Annotated in this window: 14 protein-coding genes; 12 read left to right on the plus strand and 2 right to left on the minus strand. The window is 46.3% G+C overall.

The features are described 5' to 3' along the window. Positions 1–35: 35 nt before the first annotated feature. The 3 genes from MKX80_RS04685 to MKX80_RS04695 are packed head-to-tail and all read left to right on the plus strand — an operon-like array spanning position 36 to position 3,947. Entirely contained in the window at positions 36–995 is a 960-nt protein-coding gene (locus tag MKX80_RS04685) for a glycosyltransferase family 2 protein (protein WP_154996911.1), read from the plus strand. After that, on the plus strand, positions 964–1,365 hold the full coding sequence (locus MKX80_RS04690) for a GtrA family protein (RefSeq protein WP_154996913.1): 402 nt from the start codon (positions 964–966) through the stop codon (positions 1,363–1,365). Before MKX80_RS04685 ends, MKX80_RS04690 begins: the two co-directional genes overlap by 32 nt. Continuing rightward, positions 1,362–3,947 carry a YfhO family protein gene (locus tag MKX80_RS04695; protein WP_339228050.1) on the plus strand — a complete coding sequence of 862 codons (2,586 nt, stop codon included), beginning with the start codon at positions 1,362–1,364 and terminating at the stop codon, positions 3,945–3,947. Before MKX80_RS04690 ends, MKX80_RS04695 begins: the two co-directional genes overlap by 4 nt. Here the strand turns inward: MKX80_RS04695 and MKX80_RS04700 are convergent. Beyond that, on the minus strand, positions 3,944–4,927 hold the full coding sequence (locus MKX80_RS04700) for a metal-dependent hydrolase (protein ID WP_154996917.1): 984 nt from the start codon (positions 4,925–4,927) through the stop codon (positions 3,944–3,946). The two genes, MKX80_RS04695 and MKX80_RS04700, sit on opposite strands and share 4 nt — an antisense overlap. A gap of 207 nt (positions 4,928–5,134) precedes the next feature. Between MKX80_RS04700 and mutY the strand changes: the two genes are divergently transcribed. Next, the gene (gene mutY / locus MKX80_RS04705; RefSeq protein ID WP_154996919.1) at positions 5,135–6,220 is read left to right on the plus strand and encodes an A/G-specific adenine glycosylase; all 1,086 of its coding nucleotides are present in this window, start codon (positions 5,135–5,137) and stop codon (positions 6,218–6,220) included. Between the two features lie 25 nt (positions 6,221–6,245). On the opposite strand, the gene MKX80_RS04710 is transcribed toward mutY, so the two are convergent. Further along, positions 6,246–6,470, minus strand: coding sequence for a hypothetical protein (locus MKX80_RS04710; RefSeq protein WP_154996920.1), 225 nt, complete (start codon positions 6,468–6,470; stop codon positions 6,246–6,248). Between the two features lie 82 nt (positions 6,471–6,552). On the opposite strand from MKX80_RS04710, the gene fabL reads away from it, so the two are divergent. From fabL to MKX80_RS04750, 8 genes are all read left to right on the plus strand, one after another. Beyond that, a complete protein-coding gene (fabL, locus tag MKX80_RS04715; RefSeq protein WP_154996922.1) occupies positions 6,553–7,305 on the plus strand; it encodes an enoyl-[acyl-carrier-protein] reductase FabL in 753 nt (250 codons plus the stop codon). Positions 7,306–7,373: 68 nt separating this feature from the next. Continuing rightward, positions 7,374–7,538 carry a gamma-type small acid-soluble spore protein gene (locus MKX80_RS04720; protein ID WP_003179939.1) on the plus strand — a complete coding sequence of 55 codons (165 nt, stop codon included), beginning with the start codon at positions 7,374–7,376 and terminating at the stop codon, positions 7,536–7,538. A 173-nt stretch (positions 7,539–7,711) separates the two neighbouring features. Further along, positions 7,712–7,957 carry a YgaB family protein gene (locus MKX80_RS04725; RefSeq protein WP_003179940.1) on the plus strand — a complete coding sequence of 82 codons (246 nt, stop codon included), beginning with the start codon at positions 7,712–7,714 and terminating at the stop codon, positions 7,955–7,957. Positions 7,958–8,120: 163 nt separating this feature from the next. Continuing rightward, positions 8,121–8,651 carry a DUF402 domain-containing protein gene (locus tag MKX80_RS04730; protein ID WP_003179942.1) on the plus strand — a complete coding sequence of 177 codons (531 nt, stop codon included), beginning with the start codon at positions 8,121–8,123 and terminating at the stop codon, positions 8,649–8,651. A 75-nt stretch (positions 8,652–8,726) separates the two neighbouring features. Continuing rightward, the gene (locus MKX80_RS04735; RefSeq protein ID WP_268294225.1) at positions 8,727–10,469 is read left to right on the plus strand and encodes an ABC transporter ATP-binding protein; all 1,743 of its coding nucleotides are present in this window, start codon (positions 8,727–8,729) and stop codon (positions 10,467–10,469) included. Positions 10,470–10,599: 130 nt separating this feature from the next. Then, positions 10,600–11,580, plus strand: coding sequence for an ABC transporter ATP-binding protein (locus MKX80_RS04740; RefSeq protein ID WP_154996926.1), 981 nt, complete (start codon positions 10,600–10,602; stop codon positions 11,578–11,580). Beyond that, on the plus strand, positions 11,577–12,533 hold the full coding sequence (locus tag MKX80_RS04745; protein ID WP_268342530.1) for an oligopeptide/dipeptide ABC transporter ATP-binding protein: 957 nt from the start codon (positions 11,577–11,579) through the stop codon (positions 12,531–12,533). Before MKX80_RS04740 ends, MKX80_RS04745 begins: the two co-directional genes overlap by 4 nt. Beyond that, positions 12,530–14,128 (plus strand): ABC transporter substrate-binding protein, encoded by a 1,599-nt coding sequence (locus MKX80_RS04750; RefSeq protein WP_154996929.1) that lies wholly within the window; start codon positions 12,530–12,532, stop codon positions 14,126–14,128. Before MKX80_RS04745 ends, MKX80_RS04750 begins: the two co-directional genes overlap by 4 nt. Positions 14,129–14,133 lie beyond the last annotated feature (5 nt).

Below are 14,133 nucleotides of genomic sequence, written 5' to 3' on the forward strand. Positions count from 1 at the left end.
TGCAATTTTATTATGTCCAAAAGAGGTGCCTTTAAGTGAAGAAAGGATTCGTTTCAATCATTATTCCTTCATACAATGAAGCAAGCAATATTAAATTGATTTATGAATCGTTGAGGAACGAATTTCAATCCATTGATTATGATTACGAAATTTATTACATAAATGATGGAAGCACTGATCAAACATTGGAGGAAATTAAAAAACTAGCCGAAAAAAGCGAGCGTGTGAAATATATTTCGTTTTCACGGAATTTCGGCAAGGAGGCAGCCATCCTTGCCGGTTTTCAGCATGCCCGCGGCGATGCCGTGGTGGTGATGGATGCGGATTTGCAGCACCCGACATACCTCCTGCACGATTTTATTAAAGGGTATGAGGAAGGCTATGATCAAGTGGTCGCCCAGCGCAACAGAAAGGGAGACAACCCTGTGCGCTCCTACTTGTCGTCCCTTTATTACCGCTTTATCAACAATGCGGTAGAAGTTGATTTAAGGGACGGCGTCGGCGATTTTCGTCTTTTAAGCAGAAAAGCCGTCAGTGCGATGTTGAAACTGAGCGAAGGTAACAGGTTCTCAAAAGGGTTGTTTTGCTGGATCGGTTTTGACCAAAAGATTGTTTATTACGAGAATGTCGAAAGGAAAAACGGAAAGTCCAAGTGGTCGTTCCGCCACTTGTTGAACTATGGAATCGACGGGATTGTCTCCTTCAACAACAGACCGCTGAGAATTTGTTTTTACGCGGGTATTTTTATCCTTTTTCTATCGCTTATTTATATCGCGGCGACATTCATCAGAATCCTGAAATACGGTGTGATCGTTCCCGGCTATTTTACGATTATTTCCGCCGTCCTGTTTCTCGGCGGTGTCCAGCTTCTCAGCCTAGGAATCATCGGCGAATACATCGGGCGAATTTATTATGAGACGAAAAAGCGGCCTCATTACTTAATACAGGAGGCAAACATCGGTCATGGAGAAACTCATGAAAATCGTGAATCCTGAATTTATTCGCTTTGCCGTAGTCGGCGTAGTGAATACTTTGAATTATTATGCGGTTTATTTGCTGCTGCATGTTTTGCTTCAGTTGAATTATATGGTTTCGCATATTGCCGCTTTTTTCGTCAGCCTTGTGATTTCCTTTTTCTTGAACTGCTATTTTACATTTAAAATCAAGCCGACGCTGGCAAAGTTTTTGCAATTTCCGCTGACACAGCTGTTTAATTTGACGGTGTCTTCTTTGTTCGTCTACACGTTTGTGAATTTTTTTAAGATGAACAGTGAGGCAGCTCCGCTTGTCTCCATGTTTTTAACCGTTCCTCTGACATTTTTAGTGACAGGGAAGATTTTGAAAAAAGACAGGGGAAGAGTATGAAGAAAACAGTTTTTCTATTTGTGATCGCAAGCGTTGCAGTTTCCTTGGCCGCTCATTCCTTTTTTCTGTATGAATGGGCGCATGGCCGCTATATGACTGGGAACGGTGACGGACTTGCACAAATGATCATTTTTAAGTCGTTTCTTTTTGAACAATACAAACAAGGGAACTTCTTTTATTCGTATTCTTTCGGTCTTGGAGGTGGCATCTACAGCCAGCTCGGCTATTATTTCACGACGTCTTTTGTCTTCATCGCTTCATTCGCGGCCGTTTTTCTGATGCAGCTATTGCATTTAGCCGGGGATGCGGACCCTTTGTTTTGGGCGCAGGCCGCCGTATTCATCAGTGTCATCAAGCTCAGCCTGATCATTTTAGCGGCAGCGTATGCGTTAAACGGTATGGTGAAAGACAAGCTTGCCGCCTTTACGGGTGCGGTCTTGTACGGCACGTCGGTCATCTATTTCAGGCACACGGTGTTCTGGGAATTTTTCAGCGACGCCATGCTGTGGCTGCCGCTGCTTGTCGCCGGAGCCGAGAAAGTCATCAGGGAAAAGCGGACAGGGCTGTTTATTACGGCTTGTTCTTTGACGCTGATCAATAACTTTTATTTTGCCTATATCAACTTGATATTCATTGCAATCTACATCATCTTCCGCTGGCTGATCAGGCTTGACCCGGAAAAGGAGGCGCCGAGGTGGAAACAATTCAAGATGTTCGCCGTTTCATGCCTGATTTCTTTCGGAATCAGCGCAGTTTCCTTTGTGCCTGCGGTTTACGGATTTTTAAACAATTTACGGCCGCCATATGATCAATCTGTCGCTGTATACGATCTGACGGACAACATTCTGTTTTCCAGCCGCATTGTCTTGCTGCCGGCTGTCTTTATGCTGTTCTTGTTCGCATTTTCTTTCTATAAAAATAAAACGTTCAGGCTGTTTGCCTCAATCAGTGTGCTGCTTGTGCTTCTGCATTACAGCCCGCTTGCGGCAAGCGCGTTCAACGGTTTCTCCGCTCCACAGAACCGCTTTGAATACCTGCTCGCTTTCACGATCGGGGGAGCGGCGGCCGCAGGATTGACCGAACTGAAAAAGATCAGGCGGAAAGAAATGATATGGTCTATCCTGCTTGTCCTTCTGATTTATATTGCGGTCATTTGGCGGAAAGACTTGGATTTATCACTTATGCAAAATTGGAGCATTGTTGTGCTTCTGTTCCTGACAATCGCTATATTTACAGCGGCGGGATTTCAATATAAGAAATCGCAGCTTTTTTTGCACGTCTGCATTTTATTATCGTCCGTTCTTGTGGCGAACACGTATCAAAAGTATGTTCTGTCTGAGTCAAGCGGCATTAAAAACGTCACAAAAAGCTATTTGACCAGCAATGAGTACAATGGCGAAGAACAGCGCCGCCTCTTGAATAACATTCGAAAAGACGATGCCGGTGACCCGTATACAAGGATCGACTGGATGAACGGCGTGCGCAACAATACTCCGCTGATGCAGGATTTTAACGGCTTCAGCGCCTACTCAAGCATTCTCAATCGCGATCTTCTTCTGTTTTATTGGGAAGATCTTCAAATCGATATGGGAAGAGAAAGCGTCAGCCGCTACGCATCGATGGGCGACCGGGCCAACTTGTACAGTCTGCTGTACGGCAAGTATTACATGACGGAAAAAGACAATGCCGCCAATGTTCCGTACGGGTTTATCAAAACGGATCAATCAGAGAACTACACAGTTTATAAAAATAAATACACCTTGCCGTTTATCCGGACGGCGCGAACGGTATTTACGGAAAAAGATTTAGCAGATGCGCCTGTTTTGGCGCGGGAGCATGCGATGCTTGAAGGAATCGTGCTTGAGAATGGCGATGATGGAAAAGAGCAGCCGCCGAGCGTTCCTGATTTGATGAAGCAGACGAAGCTGAAAACCGAAGGGGCGAGCTATCATAACGGCGTCCTCGACGTCACGGCCGAAAACGGCGGCATCGATCTCATTCCTGAAGGCGGGCTTCCGAAAGAAGGCGACTATTATGTCGGATTTTATTTAAAAAGCCTTGCAAAAGACCAGTTCTTCAACTTACGGGTCAATGATTATGTAACATCAAGAAAGTCAAACCAGTCGATTTACAAAACAGGTGTTTACGATTTAACGATCAGGGTGTCGAAAACAGATAAAATTTCAATCAGGCTGCCAAAAGGGAAATATCAATTGGACCATTTGAGACTGCACCAGGAAGACTATCAATTGCTGAAAAAAGCGGCCGCCCAAAAAGCGCCGGCCGCCGACTTGGACTGGCGGAACAATCAAGTGTCCATCAGCTTTGACAATCAAAACGGAGACCGCTACATGGTGCTGCCGGTTCCGTACGAAAAAGGCTGGGAAGTCACTGTAAACGGAAAAACGCAAACCGTTCAAAAGGCAAATTACGCGTTTATCGGATTTTCCATAGAAAAAGGGAAAAACGACATCAGGCTCGTTTATTACCCGCCTTACTTCAAAGCTACCTTGGCCGTTACAGTCATCAGCCTCATCATCGGAATCTGGTACGGCAGAAGGAGAAAAAAGCTTGGCTCTTAAACAGAGCCAAGCTTTAATTTTTTCTGAAGTTTTTCCTCGCTGAAAATCCATCCCGTATAGGAGGTGATTAATTCGAGAGTGTCCCTGTCGATGTGTGCGATCGCCACGAAAGGGTAGTGTCCTTTGCTGCGGTATCGCAGATCGATAAAGCGGACTTCGTAATGATCCTTATACGTATCGATCTCCCATTTGTAAACCGGTGAGAACGAAAGAAACGCCGAAATGTTTTTATCCTGTTTCGCTGCTTTCATCACGTCTGTATCCGGCACAGGGACCCTGTTGAATGTGTCGACGATCACGACATTTCCGTCCATGCTTCGTCCGACGTAAAAAGCCGATTTTGCTTTGACGGCGATTCGCCATTGTCTGAATTTCATCGTAGGCGAAATAATGATTTCTTCAATATCATCGATTTTTTCACAGAGCTCATGCTTGATTTTCCTCTGCATGAAATACCTCACCAAATAATAACCGGCCAAGACGATGTAAAGAGCTAAAAATGTATAGCCTTGATGCGCGCCTGCCAGCCAAAAGGCGATGGCTATGAGATGGCTGACGAAAATAAACGGATCAAATGTATTAATCAAGCCGAGCGCTACCCATTTCCTTGAAAAAGGTCTGATCGCCTGTGTTCCGTATGCATTAAAAATATCCACGAACACATGAAGCGCGACCGCGGCAAGGGTCCAAAGCCACAGGTGAAGCAGATTGGCTTCGGGATAAAACAGCATGAGAATGCCCGGAATCATCAGCGACCAGGCGAGAACAGCGGGGATGGAATGGGTGAATCCCCTATGGTGTCTAATATAAACAGCGTTGTTTTTTAATTTCAAAACGGTATCGATATCCGGAGCCTGAGATCCGGCGATTGTCGCAATCATCACGGCCTGAGCCATTGATGGGTCCATTCCGACAACTGGATCAAGCGTCGCGATGCCTCCGAGTGCAACGCCCATGACAACATGTGTGCCAGTATCCATTGGTGACCTCCCCTAATGGTGCTAGAAAATCATTTATATTTTCCAAAAACAGAACGAACGACGGACCTTGCCTGAAATATTTAACGCTTTTGCTTTCTTCACTTTTAATGTAACATGTTATCGTATATGCATATAGTTTACAACAAAAAGCCGAAGGAACAAAAGATCGGTATGCAAATGTGACGTGCACAGGCAAGGAGAAGTTTCATGATGGATCTGCAAAAGAAATTAGAGCAAAAAAACATCAAACAATTTCAAGAAGATTTAATATCTTGGTATGAGCAAGAAAAACGGGATCTGCCTTGGCGCTCAGACAGCGACCCTTATAAGGTATGGGTGTCAGAAGTGATGCTTCAGCAGACGAGAGTCGACACGGTGATTCCTTACTTCAACAACTTTATCGAAAAGTTCCCGACCGTTGAAGCGCTCGCTGAAGCCGACGAAGAAAAAGTGCTTAAAGCTTGGGAAGGACTGGGATACTATTCAAGAGTTCGGAACTTGCAGAGCGCTGTCAGGGAAGTTCACGAACGATACGGGGGAGTGGTTCCTCCTTCAAAAGAGGAATTCGGCAGCTTAAAAGGTGTCGGCCCTTATACAAGAGGAGCGGTGCTGAGCATCGCCTACAATCAGCCGGTCCCCGCGGTGGACGGAAATGTCATGCGGGTCATGTCACGGATTCTTTCCGTATGGGATGATATCGCAAAGCCTAAAACCAAAACCCTGTTTGAAAAAATTGTCGAAGCGTTTATTTCTGAAGAAAAACCGTCCGAGTTTAACCAGGGGCTGATGGAACTGGGCGCTGTCATCTGTACGCCGAAATCGCCATCATGCCTTCTCTGTCCCGTCCGAGAGCACTGTTCTGCTTTTGCAGAAGGCTGTGAAAAAGAGCTTCCGGTGAAAAGCAAAAAGAAAAAACCCTCGGTCAAAACCCTTGCAGCCGTTGTCCTGACTGATGAAGAAGGATACATCTATATCCATAAAAGACCGGCAACAGGCCTTTTAGCAAACCTTTGGGAATTCCCGAACACAGAAACGCAGAAAGGCCTGAAGCACGAGCGCGAGCAGCTTGCGGTCTTCTTGAAAGAAGAGGCCGGAATAGAAGCCGAAATCGGTCCGCTTGAAGGGGTAGTAGAACACGTGTTTACACACCTTGTCTGGAACATTTCTGTTTTTTTCGGGAAAACGCTCAATCAACCGGATGATTCATACTTTAAAAAGGTCACGAAAGAAGAGCTTGCTGAATATGCCTTCCCGGTTTCACATCAGAAAATATGGAATATGTATATGAAATAGGCAGCTTGACTGTGCATGCTGCCCGTTAGTCGTACTGGATGGTGGTGCCGTGCGTATAATCGGCTTCCTGGCGGTGCAGTCCGCCTCTTGCTTGGATTTCTTTCACAACCTCCAGGTACTCGGCATGCCCTTCTTCATTGAGGAATGGCATGATTTGCTGGAAGGCGTGGTGAAAATAAAGTAGCTCCGCATCTTTCCACTCGTTTTTCGGCGTGTGGTCGAGCTCGCTCATATCGCGTCCTACGTACATAAGGCGAATGCCTCCTTTTTGATCGTGTTATGAGCTATTTTTTATCAGATTTTCAATCACTATACTAGGAGATGAATGACAGATGGAACAAAGAAAATGTGCCCTTATTACAGGTAGCAGCCGCGGTGTCGGCAAAGCAGCCGCCCTGAGGCTTGCCGAAAACGGCTACAATATCGTCATCAACTATGCGAGAAGCAAAAAAGCGGCCCTTGAGACGGCTGAAGAAATCGAAAAGCTCGGTGTCAAAGCATTGGTCGTCAAGGCGAATGTCGGACAGCCGGCGAAAATAAAAGATATGTTTCAGCAAATTGAGGAAGCGTTCGGCAGACTGGACGTGTTCGTTAACAATGCTGCATCCGGCGTATTGCGCCCCGTCATGGAGCTTGAGGAAAGCCATTGGGACTGGACGATGAACATCAATGCGAAAGCTCTGCTATTCTGCGCACAGGAAGCGGCAAAGCTGATGGAGAAAACGGGAGGCGGCCATATTGTCAGCATCAGTTCGCTCGGTTCGATCCGTTATTTGGAAAACTACACGACTGTCGGCGTTTCAAAAGCTGCGCTTGAATCATTGACGAGATATCTTGCCGTTGAGCTTGCACAGAGAAACATCATCGTCAATGCGGTATCGGGAGGCGCGATCGATACAGACGCCCTGAAGCATTTTCCGAACCGCGAAGAACTGCTGGAAGATGCCCGGCAAAATACGCCTGCCGGCCGCATGGTTGAGATTAGCGACATGGTCGATGCGGTGGAGTTTTTAACGTCAGGGAAAGCGGACATGATCCGCGGACAGACGATCATTATTGATGGCGGCCGCTCACTGCTCGTATAAATTTTTCGCGTTCAATGAATAGGATATCATCCTCCTGCACAATCTAATGGTCGTGGAGGTGATATACAATGGCTAACCAACAATCCAAAACAAACGCACAAAAAGTAAGACAACAAAACCAAGCTTCTGCACAAGGTGGTCAGTTCGGCACTGAATTTGCCAGCGAAACTGACGCGCAGCAAGTAAGACAAAATAACCAACAAGCTGAGCAAAAAAAACAGCAAAACAGCTAATCACTGAAACAGGAAAAAGCACTTCACCATCGGATGAGGTGCTTTTTTCTTTTCTTATTTGATCCGACAAAACTTCCGAATCTTAGCCAGAATCAGTCAAAGGACATCCGGCATGTATAGAGAAATGTTACTTAGGCAATAAATGGAGTAGAGCATAGAATGGAGGATCCCGAATGCCGGAATTTGAAAACTTGGTTCAAGGGCAGATGGAGATTATGGATAAGCTGTTGTATCTGCAAGCGGAGATTGAAAGATGCCAGAAAATTGAGAAAGAACTGGCTGCCCTTGAAAAGAAAGCCCAGCTTTTATCGATCCGGGAAGATATATCCCAGAAGCGGAAAGATCTTGCTCAAATTCAGGATTTGTTCCAAAAGCAGACAGAGCAGGTGATTCAGGCTTATCAAAGAATCGAAGCATGAGCCTCTCTTTATCGTTTTTTAGAAAAGAGCCATTCCTGTTCAGGAGTGGCTGTTTTATTTTCATTTTTTATTTTCAAACGTTATAATAAATAAAAGAACTGTCGGACAGGCGATGTGACACACTGACTTGTAAGGCTTTTGCAAAGAAAGTAGGGGAGAAAACATGGGCTTTCCCAAGGAAGGAGAAACCATTCAAATTCATAGCTACAAGCACAATGGGCAGATTCATCGGATTTGGAACGAAACAACGATTTTAAAAGCAACGGAATTGTGCATCATCGGCGCCAATGATCGGACAATGGTCACAGAATCTGACGGCCGGACATGGGTGACGCGAGAGCCCGCAATTTGTTATTTCCATGCAAAGCAGTGGTTTAACGTCATCGGCATGCTTCGCGAAGACGGGATTTATTACTATTGCAACATCAGCTCGCCGTTTGCTTTGGACGATGAAGCCATCAAATACATCGACTATGATTTAGACGTAAAAGTCTTCCCGGATATGACGTATCATATTCTTGATGAAGATGAGTACGCGGATCATAAAAAGGCGATGAATTATCCGAAGGAAATCGACGGCATATTAAGGTACCACTTAAATACGTTGCTGCACTGGATTCACCAAAGAAAAGGCCCGTTTGCATCTGAATTTATTGATATTTGGTATGAACGGTATTTGCATTATACAAAATAATCCTGAAAAACCTGTTGAGAACAACAGGTTTTTTGCGGTGTACTCACACATCAAGATATAGAGGGGGGAAGACGTGTGGGGGTAATCAGAAGGTACATGGAATTTGTGAAGCCGTATAAATGGAAAATCGTTTTGACGGTTTTAATCGGTATTATTAAATTTTCTATTCCGCTGGTCATCCCGCTTCTGCTGAAATACGTCGTGGACGACATCATCCAGGGGAGCGGGACCGCTGAAGAAAAAACATCCACATTATTCATGGTAATGGCGGTTATGTTCGCCATTTTTTTGGTGCTTCGGCCGCCTGTCGAATACTATCGGCAGTATTTCGCGCAGTGGACGGCAAGCAAGGTGCTTTATGATATCAGGGACAAGCTGTTTGCACACATTCAAAAGCTGAGCCTCAGGTATTATGCGAACACCCGCGCAGGAGAAATCATTTCAAGGGTCATCAACGATGTCGAGCAGACGAAAGAATTTGTCATCATCGGGTTGATGAATGTATGGCTTGACGTGATGACGATTTTTATCGCCATCGCCATCATGCTGACGATGGATGTGAAGCTGACGCTTATTTCGATCGTGCTGTTTCCGCTTTACGGACTGTCTGTTAAATTCTTCTACGGCAGGCTCAGAAAGCTGACGAGAGAACGTTCCCAGGCGCTGGCCGAAGTACAGGGCCACCTTCATGAAAGGGTTCAGGGGATGCCTGTTATCAGGAGCTTTGCAATCGAGGATTATGAACAGAAGCAATTTGATCACGAGAACGGGAATTTTCTTGGCAAAGCAATCCGCCATACGGCCTGGAATGCCAAAACGTTTGCCGTCGTCAATACGGTTACAGACCTCGCTCCGCTGATCATCATTACGGTTGCGGGTTATCATGTGATTCACGGGTCCCTTACTGTAGGAACGATGGTGGCGTTTTTCGGATATATCGAACGCCTCTACAACCCGCTGCGCCGCCTGATCAATTCATCGACAACATTGACGCAGTCGATCGCATCGATGGACAGGCTGTTTGAATTTATTGATGAACCGTATGAATTAAAAGATAAGCCAAATGCTGTAAAAGCAGAGCGGTTAAAAGGAATTGTAGAATTTAAAAACGTCTCCTTCCAATACGAAAAATCGGAAGAAATGATTCTGAAGAATCTTTCTTTGAAAGCCGAACGGGGCGAAACGGTCGCGCTTGTCGGGATGAGCGGAGGCGGGAAATCGACGCTTGTCAGCCTCATTCCGAGATTCTACGATGTCTCAGCCGGAAGCCTGGAGATCGACGGCATCGATGTGCGCGATTATCAGGCGCAGAGCCTTAGAAACCAAATCGGCATGGTGCTTCAGGATACGTTTTTATTCAGCGAATCGGTACGCGAAAACATATCGATCGGAAATCCCGAAGCTTCGATGGAAGACATCATTGAAGCGGCAAAAGCTGCGAATGCCCATGACTTTATTATGGAACTGCCGCAAGGCTATGATACAAAGGTCGGAGAAAGGGGCGTCAAGCTGTCCGGAGGCCAAAAACAGCGGATATCAATCGCCAGGGTGTTCCTGAAGAACCCGCCACTCTTAATTTTGGATGAAGCGACGTCAGCGCTTGACCTTGAAAGCGAGCACTATATCCAGGAAGCGATGGAAAAGCTCGCAAAAGACCGGACGACCTTTATCGTTGCCCACAGACTGTCGACGATTACCCACGCTGACAAAATCGTTGTCATCGAAAACGGACGTGTCGCGGAAATCGGCACACATGACGAACTAATGAGCCGCGACGGCCACTATAAGCATTTATTCACCATTCAAAAATTAAACTAAAACCGCAAAAAGCCTGACTTTCGTTTGAAGCCGAACGGATGTCAGGCTTTTTCTTTCCCTGTAAATTTCGTACATATTTCCTATCTCGTTTAAATACAATTTAAAAAATACAAGCTCCGGAGGTGTATAAGTGACAAAAGAAAAATTGCTTGAAGTATCGGATTTATCGATTTCGTTTCAAAAGAAAAAGTCCGAAACCCCGATTGTGCAAGGCGTTTCTTTCGATCTCCATCCCGGAGAAATCTTGGGAGTCGTCGGAGAGTCCGGCTGCGGCAAGAGCGTCACCTCTTTGGCTTTAATGGGGCTGAACGCAAACACCCGGACGACGGGCCGGATCAAGTTTCAAAACAAAGACCTTCTCATGCAGTCTGAAAAAGAATGGAGACAGATGCGCGGCAATGACATCGCGATGGTTTTTCAAGAGCCGATGACCTCCCTCAATCCCCTTTTTACAATTGGCGATCAACTAATAGAAGCACTCTCCAGCCATATCAATATTCATAAAAAAGAAGCAAGAAGAAAAGCCGTTCAAATGCTGGATACCGTCGGCCTGCCGAGGGCGGACCAGCTGATGAAGCAGCATCCCCACGAACTGTCGGGAGGCATGAGGCAGCGGGTCATGATCGCAATGGCATTAATATGCAAACCGAAACTGCTGATCGCCGATGAACCGACAACAGCTCTCGACGTCACCATCCAAGCCCAGATTCTGTCCCTGCTGAAAAAACTGAATGCCGAATTTAACACAGCCATTCTCCTCATTACCCATGACCTTGGCGTCGTTCACAATACATGTGAACGCGTGATGATCATGTATGCCGGCCGGATCGTTGAAGAGGGCGGTGTCACCGCTGTTTTTGACAGCCCGAAACACCCTTATACAAAAGGCTTGTTCGCCTCTATCCCCGCATTCACAGGCAAATCTGAGCGGCTGTCTTCGATTGAGGGGCAGGTGCCGAAGCCGGGATCGATTAAAAAAGGCTGTATGTTTGCGCCGAGGTGCCCTCATAAACACGAACGCTGCATTGAGGAGGAGCCCGGATTGAACAGGCTGAAGGATGATCATGCTGTAAGCTGCTTTCTCTACGAAGAGGAAGGTGCTTTAACATGAATCACGAACTGCTGAGTGTCCAAGAGCTGAAAACGTATTACCGCGTGTCCCGCAAGAAAATCGTGAAAGCGGTGGATGGTGTTACACTGTCAGTCAAAAAAGGCGAAATCGTAGGGATCGTCGGGGAATCCGGCTGCGGAAAATCAACCTTGGGAAAATCGATATTGCGGCTGACCGAACCGACTTCTGGAACGGTGACATTTCTCGGGCGGGAGATGACCGGCCTTGATGCAAAAGAGCTTCGCAACATGAGAAGACATATACAAATGATTTTTCAAGATCCGTACGCTTCGTTAAATCCGCGCATGAAAATAAAGGATATTTTGGAGGAACCGCTGATCGTTCATAAACTCGGAACGAAGGCGGAAAGGAGAGAAGTCGTTCGCTCAATGCTTGAAATTGTCGGCCTTGATGCTTCATATGGCGACCGATATGCACACCAATTCAGCGGCGGTCAGAGGCAAAGGATCGGTATTGCAAAAGCGCTGATCACAAAGCCCAAATTAATCATAGCTGATGAGCCTGTTTCCGCGCTTGATGTCTCCGTTCAGGCGCAGATCTTAAATCTGCTGTCTGATCTGCAGGAGGCATTCAATTTAACGTTTCTGTTTATTTCTCATGATCTCGCAGTCGTTCGCTATATCAGCGACAGGGTGGCCGTAATGTATTTCGGAAAGATCGTCGAGATGGCGGACGCCGACGCGTTATTTAGAGAACCGAAACACCCGTATACAGAAACGCTGTTAGCGGCAGTGCCGGTCATCGGCAAAGGAGAAGCGGTTCATACGGCACCGGATATTGCCGCGCCCCGCATGAGTGAAAAGGGCTGTCCTTTTTACAGCAGATGCATGAAGCGGGCAGCCGTCTGCCTGGAAGCGGAGCCGCCTCTTGAAGAGACTGCGGACGGGCATTATGCCGCATGCCATTTTACCAATAAGGAGGCTGTACGATGAAAAAGAAAAGCTGGCTGATCTGTTTGGGAATGATTCTGTCTGTTTCCGCTTTTTTAATGGGATGCTCCGGTAACGAAAGCGGAAAGAACGACGGAGGGACGAACGGCGGAAAAGATACGCTGATCATTGGCAGAGGCGGTGATTCAACATCGCTTGATCCGATCACCACGACAGAAGGCGAAGCGTTTAAAGTGACGATCAATATGTTTGAAACCTTGCTGAATTACGGAGAACAAGACACAACGCTGAAGGAAGGCCTCGCGGTGAAATGGGACGCTTCAGATGACGGTTTGACCTACACACTGGAGCTGAGAAAAGGCGTGAAATTCCATGACGGAACGGATTTTAATGCAGAAGCCGTCAAATACAATTTTGAGCGGTGGATGAACGGGGATGAAGAAAAATTTCCTTACTACGGCATGTTCGGAGGCTATAAGAAAGATGAGGGGCATGTCATCAAAGATATAAAAGTTCTCGACGACCATAAGATTCAGTTCATTTTAAAACGCCCGCAAGCGCCGTTTTTAAAGAACCTTGCCATGACTTCATTCGGGATTGCAAGTCCTGCCGCCATCGAAAAATACGGCGAAAAATTCAGGGAGCACCCTGTCGGCACGGGCCCTTACAAATTTGTCGAATGGAAGCCGAACGACCGGATCGTCCTTGAAAAAAATGAAGACTATTGGGATCAAGGCAAACCGAAATTGCAGAAGATCATTTTCAGAGCCATTCCTGAAAACTCAGCCCGCTTAAATGCATTGAAGACGGGCGAAATCGACCTAATGGATGGCGTCAATCCGTCTGATATCGAAAGCATCAAAGCAGACGCCAATCTGAAAATATTTGAAAGGCCTTCAATGAACGTCGGGTATCTCGGAATGACGACAACAAGAAAGCCTTTTGACAATAAGCTGATCCGCCAGGCGCTGAACCATGCTGTTGATAAACAGGCGATTATCGATTCCTTCTACGGAGGTCTCGCCGAATCTGCCAAAAACCCTCTCCCTCCATCGCTTGAAGGGTACAACGATCAGATTAAGGAATATCCGTATGATTTAAAAAAGGCAAAAGAACTCTTAAAAGAAGCCGGCTACCCGGACGGGTTTAAAATGAAGCTTTGGGCAATGCCTGTTCCACGGCCGTATATGCCGGACGGTATGAAAATAGCTGAAGTGATTCAATCAAGCTTTGAAAAAATCGGCGTCAAAGCGGAAATCGTCACTTACGACTGGGCGACGTATTTGGATAAGGTGAGCAAAGGGGAAGCTGATGCGTTTTTAATGGGCTGGACCGGCGACAACGGAGATCCGGACAACTTTATTTATACGCTGCTTGATAAAGATAATATCGGCGGTAACAACTATACGTACTTCAGCAATGACGAGCTTCATGACATCTTAATCGAGGCGCAGTCAGACCCTGACCAAAAGAAGAGAAACAAACTGTATCAAGATGCGCAGGAGCTCCTCCATGAAGAATCGCCTTGGGTTCCGCTTGTCCATTCCACACCGATTTTGGCCGGTTCAAAAGATATCGACGGATATGTTCCGCACCCGACAGGGAGTGAAGTATTGTCCGGCGTAGAGTTTAAATAGGTGGT

Origin of the sequence: Bacillus sp. FSL K6-0972, assembly GCF_037976035.1 — a bacterium.
Classification (GTDB): domain Bacteria; phylum Bacillota; class Bacilli; order Bacillales; family Bacillaceae; genus Bacillus; species Bacillus haynesii.

What these genes read in the sequence shown, in the direction of transcription:
- MKX80_RS04690 (WP_154996913.1), top strand. Translation starts at nt 964, where the DNA reads ATGGAGAAACTCATGAAAATCGTGAATCCTGAATTTATTCGCTTTGCC.
- MKX80_RS04745 (WP_268342530.1), top strand. Translation starts at nt 11,577, where the DNA reads ATGAATCACGAACTGCTGAGTGTCCAAGAGCTGAAAACGTATTACCGC.
- MKX80_RS04750 (WP_154996929.1), top strand. Translation starts at nt 12,530, where the DNA reads ATGAAAAAGAAAAGCTGGCTGATCTGTTTGGGAATGATTCTGTCTGTT.
- MKX80_RS04700 (WP_154996917.1), bottom strand. Translation starts at nt 4,927, where the DNA reads ATGGATACTGGCACACATGTTGTCATGGGCGTTGCACTCGGAGGCATC.
- MKX80_RS04725 (WP_003179940.1), top strand. Translation starts at nt 7,712, where the DNA reads ATGCCGGAATTTGAAAACTTGGTTCAAGGGCAGATGGAGATTATGGAT.
- fabL (WP_154996922.1), top strand. Translation starts at nt 6,553, where the DNA reads ATGGAACAAAGAAAATGTGCCCTTATTACAGGTAGCAGCCGCGGTGTC.
- MKX80_RS04710 (WP_154996920.1), bottom strand. Translation starts at nt 6,470, where the DNA reads ATGTACGTAGGACGCGATATGAGCGAGCTCGACCACACGCCGAAAAAC.
- MKX80_RS04695 (WP_339228050.1), top strand. Translation starts at nt 1,362, where the DNA reads ATGAAGAAAACAGTTTTTCTATTTGTGATCGCAAGCGTTGCAGTTTCC.
- MKX80_RS04720 (WP_003179939.1), top strand. Translation starts at nt 7,374, where the DNA reads ATGGCTAACCAACAATCCAAAACAAACGCACAAAAAGTAAGACAACAA.
- mutY (WP_154996919.1), top strand. Translation starts at nt 5,135, where the DNA reads ATGATGGATCTGCAAAAGAAATTAGAGCAAAAAAACATCAAACAATTT.
- MKX80_RS04730 (WP_003179942.1), top strand. Translation starts at nt 8,121, where the DNA reads ATGGGCTTTCCCAAGGAAGGAGAAACCATTCAAATTCATAGCTACAAG.